This window comes from Shimwellia blattae DSM 4481 = NBRC 105725 (genome assembly GCF_000262305.1).
Classification (GTDB): Bacteria; Pseudomonadota; Gammaproteobacteria; order Enterobacterales; family Enterobacteriaceae; genus Shimwellia; species Shimwellia blattae.
This window is the reverse complement of the sequence record NC_017910.1, coordinates 2,151,882-2,169,368: the sequence shown is the minus strand read 5'-3', so window position 1 is coordinate 2,169,368 and position 17,487 is coordinate 2,151,882. Positions and strand designations below refer to the sequence as shown.

Annotated in this window: 16 protein-coding genes and 2 pseudogenes; 9 read left to right on the top strand and 9 right to left on the bottom strand. The window is 44.4% G+C overall.

Annotation, left to right across the window (positions count from 1 at the left end; translation table 11 throughout):
- Nucleotides 1-66 precede the first annotated feature (66 nt).
- Complete coding sequence (locus tag EBL_RS10115; RefSeq protein WP_002443606.1) at nucleotides 67-339, top strand: hypothetical protein; 273 nt, start codon at nucleotides 67-69, stop codon at nucleotides 337-339.
- 114 nt (nucleotides 340-453) lie between these two features.
- Here the strand turns inward: EBL_RS10115 and EBL_RS10110 are convergent, their stop codons facing one another.
- The 5 genes and pseudogenes from EBL_RS10110 to EBL_RS20945 all read right to left on the bottom strand — a co-directional run.
- Nucleotides 454-1,527 (bottom strand): hypothetical protein, encoded by a 1,074-nt coding sequence (locus EBL_RS10110; RefSeq protein WP_002443607.1) that lies wholly within the window; start codon nucleotides 1,525-1,527, stop codon nucleotides 454-456.
- A 218-nt stretch (nucleotides 1,528-1,745) separates the two neighbouring features.
- Nucleotides 1,746-2,255, bottom strand: coding sequence for a GNAT family N-acetyltransferase (locus EBL_RS10105; RefSeq protein ID WP_002443608.1), 510 nt, complete (start codon nucleotides 2,253-2,255; stop codon nucleotides 1,746-1,748).
- A gap of 402 nt (nucleotides 2,256-2,657) precedes the next feature.
- A pseudogene (locus EBL_RS20950) lies at nucleotides 2,658-2,771 on the bottom strand (recombinase family protein); the annotation flags it as partial.
- Nucleotides 2,772-2,831: 60 nt separating this feature from the next.
- Nucleotides 2,832-3,245: a type II toxin-antitoxin system HicB family antitoxin gene (locus tag EBL_RS10100; RefSeq protein ID WP_002443610.1), complete on the bottom strand. Its 414-nt coding sequence runs from the start codon at nucleotides 3,243-3,245 to the stop codon at nucleotides 2,832-2,834.
- A 39-nt stretch (nucleotides 3,246-3,284) separates the two neighbouring features.
- Nucleotides 3,285-3,350: pseudogene (locus EBL_RS20945) on the bottom strand (type II toxin-antitoxin system HicA family toxin); the annotation flags it as partial.
- A 948-nt stretch (nucleotides 3,351-4,298) separates the two neighbouring features.
- Here EBL_RS20945 and EBL_RS10095 point away from each other — a divergent pair.
- A complete protein-coding gene (locus EBL_RS10095; protein WP_002443611.1) occupies nucleotides 4,299-5,273 on the top strand; it encodes a DUF4747 family protein in 975 nt (324 codons plus the stop codon).
- 22 nt (nucleotides 5,274-5,295) lie between these two features.
- Nucleotides 5,296-5,871 carry a hypothetical protein gene (locus EBL_RS10090; RefSeq protein WP_002443612.1) on the top strand — a complete coding sequence of 192 codons (576 nt, stop codon included), beginning with the start codon at nucleotides 5,296-5,298 and terminating at the stop codon, nucleotides 5,869-5,871.
- A gap of 237 nt (nucleotides 5,872-6,108) precedes the next feature.
- Here EBL_RS10090 and EBL_RS10085 read toward each other — a convergent pair whose 3' ends face one another.
- The 4 genes from EBL_RS10085 to EBL_RS19920 form a co-directional block, all read right to left on the bottom strand.
- Nucleotides 6,109-7,353 (bottom strand): site-specific integrase, encoded by a 1,245-nt coding sequence (locus tag EBL_RS10085; RefSeq protein ID WP_002443613.1) that lies wholly within the window; start codon nucleotides 7,351-7,353, stop codon nucleotides 6,109-6,111.
- A 1-nt stretch (nucleotide 7,354) separates the two neighbouring features.
- The gene (locus EBL_RS10080; protein WP_002443614.1) at nucleotides 7,355-7,567 is read right to left on the bottom strand and encodes an excisionase family protein; all 213 of its coding nucleotides are present in this window, start codon (nucleotides 7,565-7,567) and stop codon (nucleotides 7,355-7,357) included.
- 95 nt (nucleotides 7,568-7,662) lie between these two features.
- On the bottom strand, nucleotides 7,663-9,480 hold the full coding sequence (locus EBL_RS10075) for a 3'-5' exonuclease (protein WP_002443615.1): 1,818 nt from the start codon (nucleotides 9,478-9,480) through the stop codon (nucleotides 7,663-7,665).
- A 605-nt stretch (nucleotides 9,481-10,085) separates the two neighbouring features.
- Nucleotides 10,086-10,493 (bottom strand): helix-turn-helix domain-containing protein, encoded by a 408-nt coding sequence (locus EBL_RS19920; RefSeq protein WP_002443616.1) that lies wholly within the window; start codon nucleotides 10,491-10,493, stop codon nucleotides 10,086-10,088.
- A gap of 84 nt (nucleotides 10,494-10,577) precedes the next feature.
- Here EBL_RS19920 and EBL_RS10065 point away from each other — a divergent pair, with 84 nt between their 5' ends.
- The 6 genes from EBL_RS10065 to EBL_RS10035 all read left to right on the top strand — a co-directional run bounded on the left by EBL_RS10065 (nucleotide 10,578) and on the right by EBL_RS10035 (nucleotide 17,487).
- Entirely contained in the window at nucleotides 10,578-10,793 is a 216-nt protein-coding gene (locus EBL_RS10065; RefSeq protein ID WP_002443617.1) for a Cro/CI family transcriptional regulator, read from the top strand.
- A complete protein-coding gene (locus EBL_RS10060; protein WP_002443618.1) occupies nucleotides 10,790-11,233 on the top strand; it encodes a hypothetical protein in 444 nt (147 codons plus the stop codon). Before EBL_RS10065 ends, EBL_RS10060 begins: the two co-directional genes overlap by 4 nt.
- Before the next feature lie 10 nt (nucleotides 11,234-11,243).
- Nucleotides 11,244-12,116 carry a hypothetical protein gene (locus tag EBL_RS10055; protein WP_002443619.1) on the top strand — a complete coding sequence of 291 codons (873 nt, stop codon included), beginning with the start codon at nucleotides 11,244-11,246 and terminating at the stop codon, nucleotides 12,114-12,116.
- 3 nt (nucleotides 12,117-12,119) lie between these two features.
- Nucleotides 12,120-12,848: an ATP-binding protein gene (locus EBL_RS10050; RefSeq protein ID WP_002443620.1), complete on the top strand. Its 729-nt coding sequence runs from the start codon at nucleotides 12,120-12,122 to the stop codon at nucleotides 12,846-12,848.
- 593 nt (nucleotides 12,849-13,441) lie between these two features.
- On the top strand, nucleotides 13,442-14,518 hold the full coding sequence (locus EBL_RS19915; RefSeq protein WP_002443622.1) for a DNA cytosine methyltransferase: 1,077 nt from the start codon (nucleotides 13,442-13,444) through the stop codon (nucleotides 14,516-14,518).
- Nucleotides 14,515-17,487 carry an ATP-binding protein gene (locus EBL_RS10035; RefSeq protein WP_002443623.1) on the top strand — a complete coding sequence of 991 codons (2,973 nt, stop codon included), beginning with the start codon at nucleotides 14,515-14,517 and terminating at the stop codon, nucleotides 17,485-17,487. Before EBL_RS19915 ends, EBL_RS10035 begins: the two co-directional genes overlap by 4 nt.

The window sequence follows — 17,487 nt, the reverse complement described above, 5'->3', positions numbered from 1 at the left end:
TGGATGACGATATCATGTCGTTGCACCTCCGGAACGGATGACATACAAGAGCACAAGAGAGATTTCATGAAAGTAGACGCTAAAAATGAACATGGGGTAACACAACATCTGGACGTATCATCGCTGATTATCACGTTCAGCAATGGCGAAACAATTGAGATCACCTGTGAGAATGAAAATCGTCCGGCAGATATACCTGAGGGCGTGACAGTGTGGGGCGGTAAAGTGCCTGAAGAGAATGCGACGTTAGATAAACTAAAAAGTACGACCCGGGGTCTGGGGGTATATCCACTGGCCGCTAATATGATGCACATTTTTCCCTATTCTCTGAGGAAGTAAAATCCTTCTGGCTTATCGGTGCTTTACTGTTTCAGCCTGCGCCCGGCATACTGCTGCCAGCTGCGGTTATCCGCCATCCTGCAGGGTGGCGGGCAGTCTCATCAGGACAGCGGATCATGAGCTTGTATCAGAAACAGAAAATTTACGGAAATGATGCGCGTCACCGGATATTATCGCCTTTACGTCGCTGGAAAATACTTCTGATCGCGCTTTCAACGCCGCTAATATGATGTCTTTTTTCTCCACTACGCTAATTAAAGAATAAAAAGGTTCACTCTTTGTGCAAGTTAAACGTGAGACATAATAATCATCATTATGTGGTATTAATGCGCGATAGTTTCCTTCAGAGATAAACATAAAGCGGGCATCGGGATGCTTGTTAAGTAACATATATCTATCGCTGCAAAAGAAAGTATCGCGCGTATCATATTTTATGGAAAACCCGAAGCCAAACTTGATGACATTAAGCGTCTGCACGTTAAATGCAATAAATGAGATATATCCGATGATAAATAGTGGGGCGAAAATTGATATTGAGTGGTTACTGTCGACAGACGTTTTTTTCTTTATATTTTTCTTGTGTAGGGTGACAAAGTACAATAAAGCAATAAAAATAAAGTAAATGGCATAGTAGAAAATAAAAATGATTATTAACGCTGTGACTACCGTTGTGAGTTTGTTAGATGTGCTATCAAAGTGAATATCCCATGAGTTAGATGTTAGTGAGCGGGCGAGGTAGTATGAAATCAATGACACAATGATCCATGAATACTTAACCACCAGCTTTACTCTTGTGGCTATGGTTTTTTCTTTGTTATCGATTGATTTTATATGATAGATGATGGTGCATATTATTGATATTGCTGTCATAAACATCAATACGCCGGGGATCATAATGCTGATATAATTTGATAATTTAAAGGAAACACAACTTATCAAAAACAGGAGTGCTGAAATTAACGCTATCTTTTGCGTTTTTTTATGGTTTTTCCGAAGGCGGCCAGCAGATTTATTTCGTATTGTTTTATTTAAATAGAATTGTACTATTAGCCCGCTAAATATGATCATCCCTGACCAGATAACCATGGGATACAGTGGCGTTTCCCCGGGAGTGACAAGAAATATTGCTATATAGAACAGTAAAAAATGAGTTACACCAAGATGTAATGAGTTCCATGCTGTTTTCATTGGGGATCTTTGTAGTGATGAATTGTTGGATTAAATATCAGATGCGATTTTTATAGCAGATCTCGCTGACAACATGAAAACAGAATTATCGTCGCGGAAAGGTAAATCGATAAAATACGCTAAATCTAGCGGGCATATCAGAGGATGTGCTAATGGGTTATCTGCAAACGTCATTCTCTGAATAACTGAAAATTCAACGGGCCGATGCAACGCTATTTTTAAAAGTTTAATCGCATAGCCACGCGCCGCGCCGGGTTGAAGCCCATTTTTATCTCTTCAGCTTTCTTGCTTATCAGGTGGGGCGGGCACGACGGGCCTTCCACAATCTCAAAACCCAGTGTGGCGTAAATTTCAGAATTAAAGGCTGCTATGTTATCCGTTGTGAGTGTGGCACCGGCCAGGCCACGTTGCTGCCCGGAAGAGAGGATAGCCTGCATCAATAATCTGCCAATGCCTTTGCGCTGCCAGTCTGGATGTACATCAATTTCAGCAATGTGAAGCCATATGTCTTCGATGTTGCCAGCTATAAATCCTACAGGGATTGCATCTGGCGTAAAGGCGCTAAGCAGTAAACCGTTGCGACTGAAATCATCAAAATCCTTCAGGCTATTTGCTACAGCCTGGCCTGTCACTGCACCTGCCTCACGAAGTGTTTCAAAAGCGGCTAATTCAATGGCGCGGAGTGACGAATAATGATTAGCTTGCGCAGCGCTGATAGTGATATCCAAAAGTCAGTTCTCCATATGCGCTTGATCGTAAATCTCCCGGACATAACCACGGGGGGGAGCATATTAGCGTTTTTTTATGGCCTCAACAATAGATTACGATAGAAACTATCCCACTAAATCTATTTATGAGTATATCAGTATGAGAATTGGATATAACTTTTCAGCAGTGCTTCCCTGTCAGTACAGTCAGGAGTCTGCAAAAAATAATGATCGGAGAAGTTCCGATGATGAGATACAAACGCTTGTGGATTACATTAAAGTAAACCCCTTATGGGAAAATGAATTGGGTAAAATAAATTCTTATAGCTTTAAAAATTCGAGGAACCAATTAATGCAAAAATTTAAACTCACTCCATGATGATTTTATAAACGTGGAGCGAGCAATACGAAGTTGCTGCGAAATCTGCCTTCATTGGCGCACTCCAGTATTTTCTGCCGTTCAGCCTGCGCGACGACAGACAGAATGGTGACCGCCATCTGATCCATTTCGCCGTGGGTACAGACCCCGTCATTGATGATGGGAGGCTAAATGATATTGCCATAGGGCGAGATCTATAGCCGCCTCTGCCGGGGCGCTCAATCCGATTTGTGGAGTTCATTCCTTGCGGCAACGGCAAGAAAGGCGCTGCGGCTGCCGTATTCTGGTTTGTGCTTAACCGTTGAATCAATATGTTCAAGAAGACGATGGGGAAGGGTTATGTTGATGCGTTCAGCGCGGCCATCGAACTTATCTATGTTGACGTCGACGTATAACCAGCGGCCACCGGTATAAGTGCCCGGATCACTCACAACATGCTCTTCCATAGGGTGAGCCCCGGGAATGGGCAGATCCTTTTCACTCAGCAACTCAAAGTGTGCATCTATGGCGCTGCGGGCATCGGCAAACGCGGCTTCCATATTGTCACCGGCGAACAGGCATCCCGGGACGTCAGGAAACCAGCCACTGGCGGTACCGTCTTTATCAACCTCAACGAATGCGGGATATAACATATCTACTCCTGTGTGAATAATGCCGGTGCATCTTTCTGATCATTTTAGCTTCGCATTCTTCAGGATCTGACGGAGCGTTCCTGGCTTCATGTCTTTTCTGGGATGCGGGGCTCTTCAGGCTCCCTCCTGGTCGCTATCCAATAGTTAGTTTATACACACTATACACACCAACTGCAGGCCATCATATGGTATGAATACTATTCTGAGTGCTGCTATTGAGCGTTTCCCGCTTCCGGGCCCGGATTTGGGGACACAAAAAATACCTGTTATGTCTATTTACGTTCGAAATGCCATTTGTATAACTTTATGAAATAAAACAATTTTCTTTGTTTTGCAATAACATAGCAGATCATATACCATACCCCCCTATAGTTAATTTTCACATGCATAACTATTTGTTATTAAATAACTATTTCCCCTTATTCTTTCTCTTTGGGACATAATGGGGACACACCTGAATCGCTTCTTCTCAGCCCTAACTAAATATTTGGGTTGATCCTTTTATGATATGAATTTTGGTATGTTTCGGATATCTGAAGATACTGCTCACCATAGAACATCTAAGGTTATGTGGCTCAGTCAATTCTGTGAACTTGGTCCTAAATATCCAGATGCCTTTTCTCCCTCACGGTTGCGATGACTTCCTGTGTATGCATTCCCGTTGTGAGTGGTATCCCAGCATATTGTACGGATGATATCCATTGTAATGGCTGGCCGCTACCGTCTGGTTCATCACCGCTATCTGACTGTCCGGTTGCGGAATAATGCTGGTATAGCACCACTTTATCGTTTTTATTAGGCTTTCTGCTACCCTGTTGCTTTCCGGATTTCCTTATTTGGTATTGGAGCAGTAAGTTAATTTCAAATATTCCTATTTGTTATATTATATATTTATTTATTCTAAATAAGAATATAACGATTGATGATTTAACTGTACATTTGTACAGTGTTGTTGTTAATATCTATACGGGCATCATTCTTTGGGGTGCTGATTCTTGAATAGCCATACAAATGAAGGTTACATTAGGGCTTTTATTTCAGAGGACGAAGAATATGGCTATTTACAAATTTTATAACATCCAGATGTTGCCCATTGAAGTAGGTGTTAAAGAGATCGGCTATGAAGGGTATTGTAAGTTATTTAAATCTATGGGAGATTTGGTTCAGGATGCCAAAAAACGTAAACTTAAGCTAAGTAGCATAGCAGTACCACTTCGTGGTGATATGTTTTTTGCTCCATTTTCTGTTTCTGAATTCGAATATGCTGGTTCTGATGGTGCTCGGAAGGTAGTTTACGGTTCCTTTCTGAAATTTGATGATGTAAATGAGCTTGTCAATACTAATAGTGGTGAAACAGAGTTCCGTTCTAAAGGAAATACAAGTAGCCGACGTTTTGATTTTGAGTTTGTTTTTGATCCTTATACTCATGTATTAGCAATTCATGATGATAAAGGTTTACCTTCAAGAAATCCTTTAATTAATGCATTGAAAAAAACAATTTCGGTTCATGCTGTTAAAAATTTTAAAGAGCATAGTCTTGAAATTGATGAGCTTACTTCTGGTGATTCAATTCGTACGTTCTTAGAGGAACCAAAGAAAGGTTATAAGCGTTATTCTGGGATTGTGTCTTTTTCTAACTCTGACGCATTTGATGATGCAGCTGAAATGCAGTTAAGTAAAGAATATGAGCAAGAGTTAAAGGATCTTAGAGTTGGCAAGTGGGAATCAAATTATAAAAGTTTTGATAAATCTTTAATGACAGATCTTCCGAAAACAGCAAAAGCACAGCTTCTGCTGGCTGCTAAATATGGTAATGCAGAGGTATCTTATGTGGATGAACACGGGGACCGTAAGAAATACCAGATGGAAGATTATCCCGTGAGAGAGTCATTGGATGATAAAGCATTTAGAGGGATGAGAAATCGAGTGCTTGAAGTGAAAAAACTGATTATTGATGCGATTAAAAAAACAAAAGTCAGGAAAAAAATATCGGCAGAAAATAAAGAATTCATTGATAAAAATGATTAACAGGCACTGAACAGGGGGATGTATGATGTTCAAATTGTATCGGGTGTTAAGAAAGATCCCTGTTCTTGGCTCTGTATTTCGCATTGTTAATGCCTATGTATATTCTGGCCGTTTAGTTTACAATACACAAGTAGCGCCTCTGAATTTATGGTGGAGTAAAGTATTAAAGAAAATGTTCTACATGTTGGTGTTCACTATTTTTGTTTTACAAGGTGATCTTTTCCACATGGCTAGTCTAAAATGGGAACCAGCAGATACTATTTTATCTATTTTCCCTAGTGTGCTCGGGTTTGGGATTGGCGTTTATGGTTTGATGTTTGTAATGCCTACAAGTTTTATGGCTTTTCTCATCAAAAATCAAGCCAAACTTAAGTTTGGCCCAGAAATTATCCATGTTGATATGGGCTATCCTTTAGTTGTATATGCGTCTGTCATGTTGGTGGCCATTTTTGATAAGATACTATCAACTCCTTTAATGAAATTTATGTGTGTGTGGGCATTATTTTATGGGGTTGCGATTGTATTTGAACTGATATCTTTTTTATTTAACGCTTCTGTTTTAATTATGAGGGAGTCTGCAAAATCATCCGAAAAATAAATCATATACAAAAGGCACATCATGTGCCTTTTGTATATTTATAATTAACCTGATATTAATAATCAATATCCATTTCGAATAATGTTTATTATTGCTGATGTGCTTTAACTTTTATATAGAATGTTAGTGGACAATATCAAACTATCATTTTTCATATATTGAATTACAACGATACGCAATACTTCCCATTTCTGGCCTATTTTGAAATACGGCTCTGTTAAGTCACCGCGCCCGCACCTACACCCCCCACAGCCTCTCATTCATTTGCGCCACCTGGTCACCATCAAACGCCTGGATCCACGATGAATACACCCGGTACACCATCTGCGCATCCTCGTGGCCGAGCTGGCTGGCAATGAAAGACGGATTTGCACCGGCAGAAAGCAGCCAGCAGGCGAACGTGTGCCGGGTCTGGTAGGGCGCCCGGCGGCGGATCCCGGATTTCTTGACTGCCGCATTCCAGCGCTGGGCAACAGACTGCACCTGAAAATACTGCCCTGGTCGCCTGGTCTTCATTCCCGGCAGAAATACAAACCGCTGCTTTTGTGGCCGGGTTTTTCCCACTTCCCGGGTAACAAACTCAATAGCCGTTTCAGGAAGATGCCCGGTCAGGACAAACTGCGCTTTCAGGGCTTCAAGGGCCGGGGCGAGGAGGGTGATCACCCGGTCGCCCGCCCGGGTTTTTGGCCGCACAAACTGATTCTGATTGGTAAGATTGCGGCAGATGTGAACTGTACCGGCGTCAAGGTTTACATCACCCCAGGCCAGGGCCGCCAGTTCACCATGGCGGATACCGCTATTGATCGCAAATTTCCATAAATTATTGTCCTGCCCGGAGAGGGCAGCCAGCAGCTGCTCGTATTCCTCGCGCATCAGTGGCTCGGGCTTATTACGATCTTTACGCAGCTTTGGAATAAATTCGAAGGGCTTGTCGTTAATAAACTTGCTCCGGTACGCAAACCGCAGGATCTGGCACACCAGTGAAATATAGTTATCCACGGTTTCGGCACTTCTGCCTTTACGTTTGCGCCGGCTGTTATCCGGATAGAAATTCTCCCCGTGGAGCAGCGCCTTCCGGTATCGCAGGATATCGCTGTGGCGGATGGCTGAGATCTCTGTACCGGGGGCAATGATCTGGTTTATGGAAACCAGCTGGGCGCGTATTTTGCAGAGAGTGCTGAACGAAATATCCTCCTCTTTTGTGGTCAGCCACAAATTCACCAGCTCTCCCCAGGTATGCACCTGAAGCGTGGTACCGAATCGTCTGGCCGCCGGAGATTCCGGAAAGTGGTCCCTGTAATTAAAAGTGCCATTTTGTATCTGGCTGATGATCAGATGGCGTAAGTTTCCCGCTTTGCGGATATTGGTCTTGGTGACTTCCCACCCTTTCAGAACCTCCCGGCAGCGTATCCCCCGGTACAGAAAGTTAAGGCGGATTTTGTCACTATGTATTTCTACGCCAGTGGGAAGTACAGCCGCCATATCAGGAATCCTGTACCAGCTGGTTTATTTTCGGGTAGTTGTACCAGACCACGCCACGCAGGGTTTTCAGGCCGGAAGGTGACAGGCGTTTAAAATGTACGCCCTCTATCCAGCTTCCCAGGCGGCAGGCTTTTATCTGCCGGGCACTGAGTCCTGTTTTCTCGGTCAGTTTATTTTGCACAACCCACTCTTCATGAAAAATTATCTGAACCATAACCTGCTCCTTACGGGGGGTAGATTATCGTTATGGCCGGAGGGCGAGTGATTAACCGCAATCACCTGCTCCGGCCACGGGAAACGGCCCCTGAATCAGTGAGCCATCAGTCGCTGCCAGATGGCAGACGCGTATTTCACCTGGTGCCGGGCGTCGTCCAGCGCATGGTGGGGAACACCTTCAAACGGAATACTGTCGCGCAGATCAATACCCGCCGCGTTGCCCAGGGCCACCAGCGTGCGTACGTCCCGGTCATTCCGGAAACACCAGGGCGGCTCCAGGCCCGCGCTGACGAATGACTGGCGGATAATGGCGTTGTCGAATGCGGCACCGTTACCCCAGATCTGCACGGTATCTGTCCCGCCATCAGCATGGCTGCCAATGAAGAGCTCGAACTGCAACAGTGCTTCACCGAGAGGTATAGCCGTATCACTGAGAATGGCGGCCCGGGTTTCTGAGGACTGGCGCAGCCACCACAAAATGGCCTCACCATCCGGCTGGCCGCCGCAGGTAATGGCGGAGTGCAGATCAATAACTTCATAAAATTCCGGCCCGGACTCTCCGGTTTCCGGCGCAAAAAATACCGCGGCAATGGCAACGACTGGCGCCAGCGGATGGCGGCCCATGCATTCAATATCAACCATCAGATGGTTAAAACAGGTTGCGGGCTGATGCCCCGGCAATGTCGCTACGGTAACCGGCAACAGATCAGCCGCAGTATGGCTTTTGCCCGGGCGCTCGCCAGTCTGGCTTTCCGGCAGGCCAGCATCGTTTTGGGTTTCATCAATACGATCCGCTTCCATCTGCACATTGCTGGTGGCCTCTTCGTGATGTTCTTCATCCCCGCAGTGACTCTCTCCGCTGTTTTGTTCCCCTGTATGTTCACTACGCACGCCATGCTGGTTCAGAAAGTCAGCTACATAAGATTTCAGCGCATTCCCCTGGTGGCAAACCTCCGGGTCAGGGGCGTGGCGGATCATGTCGAAGATGGTCTGACGGTCATAAGCGAGGATGTCGGCTTGCATGTGAATTACGGCGGACCACCGTTTCCAGTCTTTCCGATCGTCATTGATGATCTTTTTGGCCCAGTTAATGATCCGGGCATCGATGGCGTGGTAATCCAGATCCCCCGGCCACAGGGCGCAGGCAATTTCGATATTCAGTGAACGGAAGTTTTGCGGGGCGCCCCTGGCCGGGCGTGGGGTGGGGGTGCCTGCGCTGGCCGCCGCGCCGGGGGATTTGCTGGCACGCCACTTTTCAATCCAGTTGTGGGTGTAATCCAGCCGCCCGGGCTCTGTAATAGCGACGTAGCCTTTCAGGAAGTCCAGCAAGTCAGCAAGTACGGGGGCTCCCTCATCACAGGGGAATGCCAGGGCAATGGCCTGGACCAGGTCCCATAGCTGCTTCTCAGGGAAATATTTAATCTGATCGATGCTTTTACAGGCCAGTAGCAGATTCTGTTCATACTGAGCATCGGTATTCATTTCAATGGCACAGATTTGCGTGCGTAGTGGTTTGTTGATGTCATAAAGCATGGCCGCCGGTGACAGCAGGTGGGCCAGCACGCGATGCCCGAACGTGAGGGAGGCGATATTAACGGTATCAGTCCCGGTGGCCGGTGGCAGATCGGTAATAATGCTTTCCCAGGTCATGTTGTCATCGGCGCTCAGGGTGTAGCGCTCACACCAGGTTTCATCAAGAATACCTTCCCGCGGAAGATCGTCTACCGCATGCCAGCCGGTGCGCTGTGGTAGCTGATAGTCGGTGCCACGGCCGGTGGCGATATCTGCATCTTCCAGGATGTTGGCTATTTCCCGTTCAGCCCGGGAGTCTGATTTGGCAGAGAACCAGCAGAACAGGCTTTTAGCGTCTGATTTAGCTTTGGCTTTAATGTAGTAGGCGTAAGTGTTCATAATGTTCAGCTCCTCTGAGGTGCGGGGATACCGGCCGCAGGGAAGTGCAGCCTGATATCAATCCGCTGTAATCGGTATGAATTATTCAGGTAAATATATTTTTTATTTACGAATGACTTCTAATTAGTCAGATATCTAAATTACGGCTTTACCAAAAAATAAAATACCTGTGGCATATTCAGAAAGTAATTATCAGCATGTACTTTCAGGTATTAGATTTCAGGATTGCCTTTCTGCGCCAGCAGGTAACACAACCGGCGGATTGCAATGCCGCACCAGTTGAGACGGATAGCCTGCTGCTGTGCGGGTTTTCGTGCAAAATCAGTCATTGAATGATCTCCATTACCAGTCTCCATACCCAATAGCCGTCAGGATTTCCGGCGGGGCCAGGATTACCGTGGCGATAATCATCGAGCGCCAGGCATTTATGGTCATCGCTTTCCTCCCTCGTTGGTGCCTTATCGCCGGCCAGCGGAACGTTTACCGGAGTAACACAGCGCGTTGCTGAGACTTGAAGTTAAGATAACTCAACATGAATGGCAATCGTATTTTGTTTATAAAACTCACCAAGCGGGACAAAAAAACCAACACGCAATGTATGTTGGCTATTTCCTGCCGGTGCGCTTTCTGGCTTCTAGTAACTCAGAAAATAATTTTTCGAAGTTTTCAGAGCGAGCTCGCAGCTCACTTAGCTGAGCTTGCTGCTCGGAGGCAGGAAGAGAGCGAAAGAGCTCAAGCAATTCAGTTTCATCCGGTGAAAGACATTCTGATGCTTCTGCGGGGACTGGTTCTGACGGAGATTTGTCCTCATCACCAAATAAAATCCAGGTGGGAGAGCACTGGAGTATTCTCGAAAGGGTATGTAAGTTTTTGCCTTTAGGAGCAGTAGTATCGCTTTCCCACAACGAAACGGTGGAGTGTGACACTCCCACGGCTTTGCCCAGCTCTCGCTGATTGAAGCCGATTTCTTTACGTCGCTGTAGGACTCTCTGTCCGATAGATAAATTGCTCATAGTTTAGATATCTTAAATTCTATTGACTTTAGTTTCCTCAATTCATAGTCTTTGTGAGAAAACTCACCAAGAGGAAGGCATCTTATGCTAAAGAAAGAAGCAATTAATTACTTCGGTAGCAGAACAAAAGTAGCTCAGGCTGCGGGTGTTCACCCATCAGCAGTTTCTCAATGGGGGGAACTTATCCCTGAAAAAAACGCGTTCCGACTAGAGCTGGCTTCAGATCATAAATTGAAATATGACCCAGAAATTTACGACTCATATGCTAAAGCAAAGCTCGAAAGGGGGTCTGAAACATGAAAATCAGGGTAACTGTGGATCAGGTGGCGGTGGGGGTTAATGACTGGGCCCTGCGCACCAGCTGGAAAACCGTCAGTATCGCGATCAGCGAAAAATATCATGAAACCGTGGGGGGAGAACTTCTGCCGCGGCCAGACAGTGAGACCGGGATCCGCAATGCGGCACAGCGGGTACGGCGGATCTTCGGGCTTGGCGGAAACCGGTATCGGCAGATGGCCAGCATGCTGACAGACACCGCCCTTCAGGCCATGCCCAGAGATAAACGCCTTGAACTGGAAGAACCTGACTCTCCGCAGCTGGCCAGCGCCAGGCTGATGGCATCCTACGGTGAAGCCATGGCCGCACTGGCCATCCGCTGCCCGACAGCGCTTATAAAACTAAACCGGGTTATGGACCACTTGCATGCGCTCATACCCTTAGTGGAACAACTCATTACGTAACGGAGTGCTTATGCGTGATTACGCAAAAGTTTCACCCCAGTTCTGGATGGGAAAATCAGGACGCGAATTGCGAAAAGCGGGCGCGGAAGCTCAGGTTGTTGCCCTGTATCTTATGACATCCCCGCACGCCAATATGCTGGGGCTGTATTACTTGCCCGTGTTGTACTTATCTCATGAGACGGGGCTGGGCTTTGAAGGGGCCAGCAAGGGGCTTAGCAGGGCCATTGAAGTGGGATTTTGTAGCTATGATGAGGCTACAGAGATGATCTGGGTACATGAAATGGCTGCTTATCAGGTCGGGAGATCATTAAACCCCAGGGATAACCAGTGTGCAGGTGTCCGGCGAGAGTATGCCAGCCTTCCTGAAAATGCTTTCCTTTCAGAGTTTTATGAACGTTATAAAGACGATTTTCACCTCGATGTAAAACGCCAGAGCCGAAGGGGCTCTGAAGGGGCTTGCCAGGGGCCAGGAAGCCAAGAACAGGAACAAGAACAAGAACAGGAACAAGAACAGGAACAAAACCACTTGTCCGGAGCTGAACATTTTTCATTGCACGCTGAAGTCGAAGACCCGATATTTATAAAACTTCCCCTGTCGGGTGGGGACGGTAATTTTGCACTTGGTGAGCGCTACCTGCAGGAACAGGCGAAGTTATACCCGGCGGTTGATATCCGCCAGGAGATCCGGAATATGGCCGGGTGGCTTGATGCCAATCCCCGACGACGAAAAACCCGGGCCGGGATAAAGCGTTTCATCACGACCTGGCTCCAGAAGTGCCAGAATTCACCGCGTGCCGCACACAGCGAAAACCATTTCAGAAGCGCGGGTTTTAGTGGTGTTTCTGTCCCGGATAGCGCCATACCACCGGGATTCAGGGGGTAGACCATGGGAAACCAGACCGGACTCATGAAACGCCTGCAGCAGGTGATGCCCGCAGGGGTACGGCCCAAATTTACCAGCGCCGCCGAGCTGATGACCTGGCAGCGGGAGGAGGGGCGCCGCCACGCAGAAGCCCTGATCCGCGAGAACCAGCGCATCAGGCTGGAAAATATACTTGGCCGCTCCGGGATCCTCGAACGCTACCAGGCATGCACGTTTAAAAATTACCAGGTAGAAAACCCTGGCCAGCGCAACGCACTCACCATGGCCAGAGCCTGGCTGAGCAACGCCGAAAGTGGCCACTGTGCCTGTTTCGTGTTCTCCGGCTCACCAGGAACCGGGAAGAATCACCTGGCGGCGGCCATCTGCAACACGTTGCTGCGCCGGGGGCGAACGGCGCTGATCATCACCGTGGCAGACCTGATGCTGGGCATCAGGGACGGTTACAGCGCCGGGCGCTCCGAAGGGGACCTGATTGAGCGACTGTGCGGGGCAGACCTGCTGGTGCTGGACGAGGTGGGAGTGCAGCGCGACACCCGCAACGAGTTTGTGGTGCTAAACCAGATTATCGATCGCCGTGCCGCCAGCATGAGGCCGACGGGCATCCTCACAAACCTGAATTTCTCTGCGCTGGTGGAGGTGCTTGGTCCCCGGGCTGTAGACCGGCTACAGGACGGAAATGGCCTGTGGGTGATTTTTGACTGGAATTCGTATCGCAAAAACGGCACCCGGTAGTTGTTCCCCGCGGAATTTGTAGTAGAAATTAAACAACCGCACCTGATTGCACCATCGCTGGCCGGTTCAGGAAGCGTGCAGACGAGGAGAACTGCAGATCCACTCAGGGGGAGCTATGCAAATACCAGTCGAGAAGATCAGAGGGTTTAACCAGAGCACAAGACCGTTTGTGGTGTACCGAAATCCGGATGGCACGTTCAGGGCCGGGTTCGTGATGAGGGAAGGGGAGTTTGTTGTGAGTTTATATATGCTGGATAATGCTAAAAGCCTGGCAGGTATACAGAGAGCTACTTCATGGTGGTTTTAGTGTTAACTTGTTGATTATTTTTAATATTATGATTTAATTTAAGGCATAAAGGTTGAGTTTACACACTTGTGTAGAGCTATACAGTAATACACAATAATCACTGTTTCTAAGTGTGTCATGTTTGTAGAATATGATAAATTACAGGGTTACATGATAGTGTTAATATCTTGTAATTCATTGATTGTTAATGGTTACTGTTACTGATGTGGTTTTCCTGATGTTGGTAACGTGTCTTTAACGAGAAAATATTTTTATATTTAATTTTTTATAAGATGTAGGAATGTAAATGATGTCATCCGCACCTAAACCCATCGCATTAGATTTATTTTGTGGCTCAGGGGCCGTATCGTTTGGCTTGAATAAGGCAGGGTTTAATGTTGTTGGTGCTGTTGATTTTGATGCGTTAGCATGTAAAACGTATAGTGCTAACCATCCATCAGTAAGACTGCTTCAGCAAGACATCCGAAAGGTTACACCTGAACAATTTTCTGATTTAATACCAAACGGGCTCGATCTACTTGTAGTGTGTGCACCATGTCAACCATTTAGTAATCAAAATAGAACAAAAAACGCACAAGATTCACGTAGGAATCTTGTATTTGAGTCTAAGAAATTTATTAATTATTTTAAGCCATCCGTTGTGTTTTTGGAGAATGTGCCAGGACTTGCATCAACCGGAATCTTTCTAGATTACAAAAATTGGCTTTCTAAATCAGGTTACGTCGTAATGAAGCCGACTAAGGTAAATGCGGCGACATTAGGTGTGCCTCAACGACGGATGAGAATGGTACTAATTGCCACGAAAAAAGGATTGAAAGATTTTTCGTTAAATATCGAAACACAATCAAAAATAACTGTATCTCAGGCAATTGGTGAGTTACCCGTTCCCCCGATAGGCGTATCTTCTGATTTAAAGGATCCCCTGCACTTTGCTCGTAGACACTCGACGTTGAATATTCAGCGACTTGAGCAGATACCAAAGAATGGCGGTGGGCGGGAGTCTTTGCCTGATTATTTACAATTAAATTGTCATAAGAAATCTAAAGGCAGTTCTTTTTCAGATACTTATGGGCGAATGAGATGGGATGATGTGGCACCTACTTTAACTACGGGGTGCACGGATATAACTAAGGGACGATTCGCACACCCTGAGCAAAATAGATCTATTACACTTCGCGAGGCTGCACGGTTACAATCTTTTCCCGATGAATATATTTTCCATGGGAACTCAGCTCAAATTGCAACTCAAATAGGAAATGCGGTGCCGCCGGAAATGATGCACCAAATAGGTTTAGCTATATATGAGTATTTATATCCTAAGAAAGCGGCTTCAATTTTAGAAAAAACTGAGAGGTCTGAATGACTCAAATAATAGTTAGGGCTAGAGCTGTAGATATGCTAGGAAGGCAGCAGATTGCGGGTATTCCTACTGCTATACATGAATTATTTAAAAATGCTCATGATGCCTATGCTGAAAACGTTGAAGTTGATTATTTTCAACAAAATAAGATTCTCATACTCAGAGATAATGGGTATGGAATGACTCGCCAGGATGTCGAAAGTCGCTGGTTAACATTAGGGACAGAATCTCGAATTAATTATAATAAAAAATTATTGGGGAAAGATGAGTGGCGTGGTCCGAAAGCCTTGGCTTCACGTGCAATTATGGGGGAGAAAGGAATCGGTCGATTAGCTATAGCCGTAATCTCTCCTATTACGCTGTTGATGACAAGAGCTGTTCGTGAGGATGGTTTACATAATTTGGTTGTTGCTCTTGTCCACTGGGGGTTATTCGAACAACCAGGTATTGACATTAGCGCAATAAATATTCCAGTTGAAGAATATGACGGTGGCTACGTATTAAACAATAGCGATATAACCGTATTGGTTGATAAAGTAGAAAAAAATATTGATGATCTCAAAAATGAGATTGATCTAGATGAATATAATAACCTGAAGCAACAATTAAGTGGCTATAAAAAAATAAACCCAGATGCGATTGATAAAATGCTCAGGGAAAAGGATGATGACTCATTATCGCTACGAGATGGGGGATATGGAACTCATTTTATCCTTTTACCGGTAGCACCAGAACTTGATGATGATATAGAGGGAGGAACAGATAAAGAAGCATCTAAACTCGAACGTAGTTTATTAGGTTTTTCTAACTTAATGTTGGATTCTAAACCTGTTATTAAAACCGAATTTAGGATTCATCGCGCGGGAGAAGTTGAAGAGTTAATTGGCGGAAAAATTTTCTTTGAAAACTCTGATTTTGATCGAACAGATCAGTTTTTTGAAGGGGAATTTAATGAGTATGGTCAGTTTGTTGGTGTAGTTTCAATTTATGGGAAAAAAAGGGAATTTATATATAATTGGGTCGATGGTAAAGGGCGTCAGTCAAAATGTGGTGCGTTTTCTTTTAAATATGGTTATGTACAAGGGGTTGCTCATGAGTCTCGATTGACTCCGGATGAGTGGACTAATATGTCAAGAAAAACAGACAGGATTGGTGGTTTATATATTTATAAGAATGGAATACGAGTTTTACCATATGGAAATTCAGATGTCGATTGGCTGGATATTGAGAAAAGAAGAACGCAATCATTTAGAGATTGGTTTTTTTCATATCGGCGTGGATTCGGATACGTTGCAATTACGCAAGAAAACAACGAAACTCTGTCAGAAAAGGCTGGCCGTGAAGGCTTTAGAGAAAACCAGGCTTATAGAGATTTTCGCTCTATATTAATAGGTTTATTTCGTCAGTTAGCTATTGAGTTTTTCCGAAAAAGCGGGGCACAAACTGATGATTTTAATGAAATTAAAGATTTATATAAAAAACAGAATGAGTTGTTAAAAAAACAAAAAGCTAAAGTTGAAAATAGAAGAAAAGACTTTCAAAGTGAGCTGGACGATTTTTTTGAACTCTATAATAAAAACCACTTCGAAGATGAAGTGTTAAAAATAGATAGTTATTGTTCTATTGCATTGCAACAATTAGAATTCAATGTTGATATTTCTGATTTCGGCAAAGTGTTGAGAGATATTGAACGAGAAGTTAATGACAAATATAAAAAATTAAACTCACAATTAACCATTGTTCAACCTAGAGGTTTAGCATTAACCAATCGATTGAAAAATGATTGGTTTTCGTATGAGGATATATCTTCAAAAATTAGAGAAGATTTGATTAATAAGTCAATGGCATCCTCTCTTGAAAAAATAGCTGAATTGTCGCGTCAAAGAATCCCATTATCTGAAAGAAGAAATAATGCGATTGCTGATATCCAGAATGAAAGTGATAAAATCATTAAAGATATAATGGCGATAAGACGATCAGCTGCGACTGCATTGAAAACTATGACTAACTCAGTAAATGAAGTTATTAAGTCTGAGTTTTCTCGAGCTAGAGTCGATGTTGAATTGATTATTGACGAGTTTGTGAAAAAATCGGCTCAACGCCCATCTGAAATTGAGCTAATTAGGAACGATATTAACGGAAAAATTAATGCATTATATAATAATGAACTTGTTAACTTTAGCTCCATAAAAAGCCAATTAGATTCATTGATTGATGATATCAAATCAAAAGATACATACGATGATAAATTCGCTGCAATAGAAGCAAGAAACCAAATTCTTGAAGAGCAAATCGAATTCTATTCTGAATTTGCACAGATGGGAATGTCTGTAGGTATTCTTCAGCATGAGTTTGAAAGCTCCATAAAAGGTATTCGCTCAGCTATGGTGAGGTTTAAGCCTTGGGCAGATAAAAATGCACCTTTATCGCCAATTTATATGGATCTAAGAGTTCATATTGAGCGTCTTGATGGCTATTTAAAAGCCTTAGATCCATTGGGAAGAAGAATGCATCGTCAAACGATAGAGCTTTCGGGTAGTGAAATTATCCGAGTCGTTAAGATTGTTTTCACTGAGCAGTTAGATAAACATAAAATAGTATTAGAAATATCTCATGCTTTTAGGGATTTTACGGTTAAATGCAAATCATCAGCCATAATTGGCGCATTTATTAATATTGTTGATAATGCAATATATTGGCTATCTCATCGGGTTTCTGGGGATAGGATAATATATTTTGATGCCGACATTGATGGGTTCTTATTATCAAATAATGGTCCTGGAATAGAAGATAGATACAGAGATAGAATATTTAATTTTGGCGAAACCTTAAAGGAAGGCGGCAGAGGCATGGGGTTGGCAATTACAAAACAGACATTAAAAAATGAAGGTTTCGATATTTCTTTAATTAAAGCCGGTATCGATGTTAACCCTGTGTTTAAAATTCATCCGGTATTAGATAAGGAGATTTAA

Bases quoted from the DNA above. Each gene is read 5' to 3' on its own strand.
- EBL_RS10035 (WP_002443623.1), top strand. From the start codon at position 14,515: ATGACTCAAATAATAGTTAGGGCTAGAGCTGTAGATATGCTAGGAAGG.
- EBL_RS10095 (WP_002443611.1), top strand. From the start codon at position 4,299: ATGGCTATTTACAAATTTTATAACATCCAGATGTTGCCCATTGAAGTA.
- EBL_RS10085 (WP_002443613.1), bottom strand. From the start codon at position 7,353: ATGGCGGCTGTACTTCCCACTGGCGTAGAAATACATAGTGACAAAATC.
- EBL_RS19915 (WP_002443622.1), top strand. From the start codon at position 13,442: ATGATGTCATCCGCACCTAAACCCATCGCATTAGATTTATTTTGTGGC.
- EBL_RS10100 (WP_002443610.1), bottom strand. From the start codon at position 3,245: ATGTTATATCCCGCATTCGTTGAGGTTGATAAAGACGGTACCGCCAGT.
- EBL_RS10065 (WP_002443617.1), top strand. From the start codon at position 10,578: ATGCTAAAGAAAGAAGCAATTAATTACTTCGGTAGCAGAACAAAAGTA.
- EBL_RS10115 (WP_002443606.1), top strand. From the start codon at position 67: ATGAAAGTAGACGCTAAAAATGAACATGGGGTAACACAACATCTGGAC.
- EBL_RS19920 (WP_002443616.1), bottom strand. From the start codon at position 10,493: ATGAGCAATTTATCTATCGGACAGAGAGTCCTACAGCGACGTAAAGAA.
- EBL_RS10080 (WP_002443614.1), bottom strand. From the start codon at position 7,567: ATGGTTCAGATAATTTTTCATGAAGAGTGGGTTGTGCAAAATAAACTG.
- EBL_RS10110 (WP_002443607.1), bottom strand. From the start codon at position 1,527: ATGAAAACAGCATGGAACTCATTACATCTTGGTGTAACTCATTTTTTA.
- EBL_RS10055 (WP_002443619.1), top strand. From the start codon at position 11,244: ATGCGTGATTACGCAAAAGTTTCACCCCAGTTCTGGATGGGAAAATCA.
- EBL_RS10050 (WP_002443620.1), top strand. From the start codon at position 12,120: ATGGGAAACCAGACCGGACTCATGAAACGCCTGCAGCAGGTGATGCCC.
- EBL_RS10090 (WP_002443612.1), top strand. From the start codon at position 5,296: ATGATGTTCAAATTGTATCGGGTGTTAAGAAAGATCCCTGTTCTTGGC.
- EBL_RS10075 (WP_002443615.1), bottom strand. From the start codon at position 9,480: ATGAACACTTACGCCTACTACATTAAAGCCAAAGCTAAATCAGACGCT.
- EBL_RS10060 (WP_002443618.1), top strand. From the start codon at position 10,790: ATGAAAATCAGGGTAACTGTGGATCAGGTGGCGGTGGGGGTTAATGAC.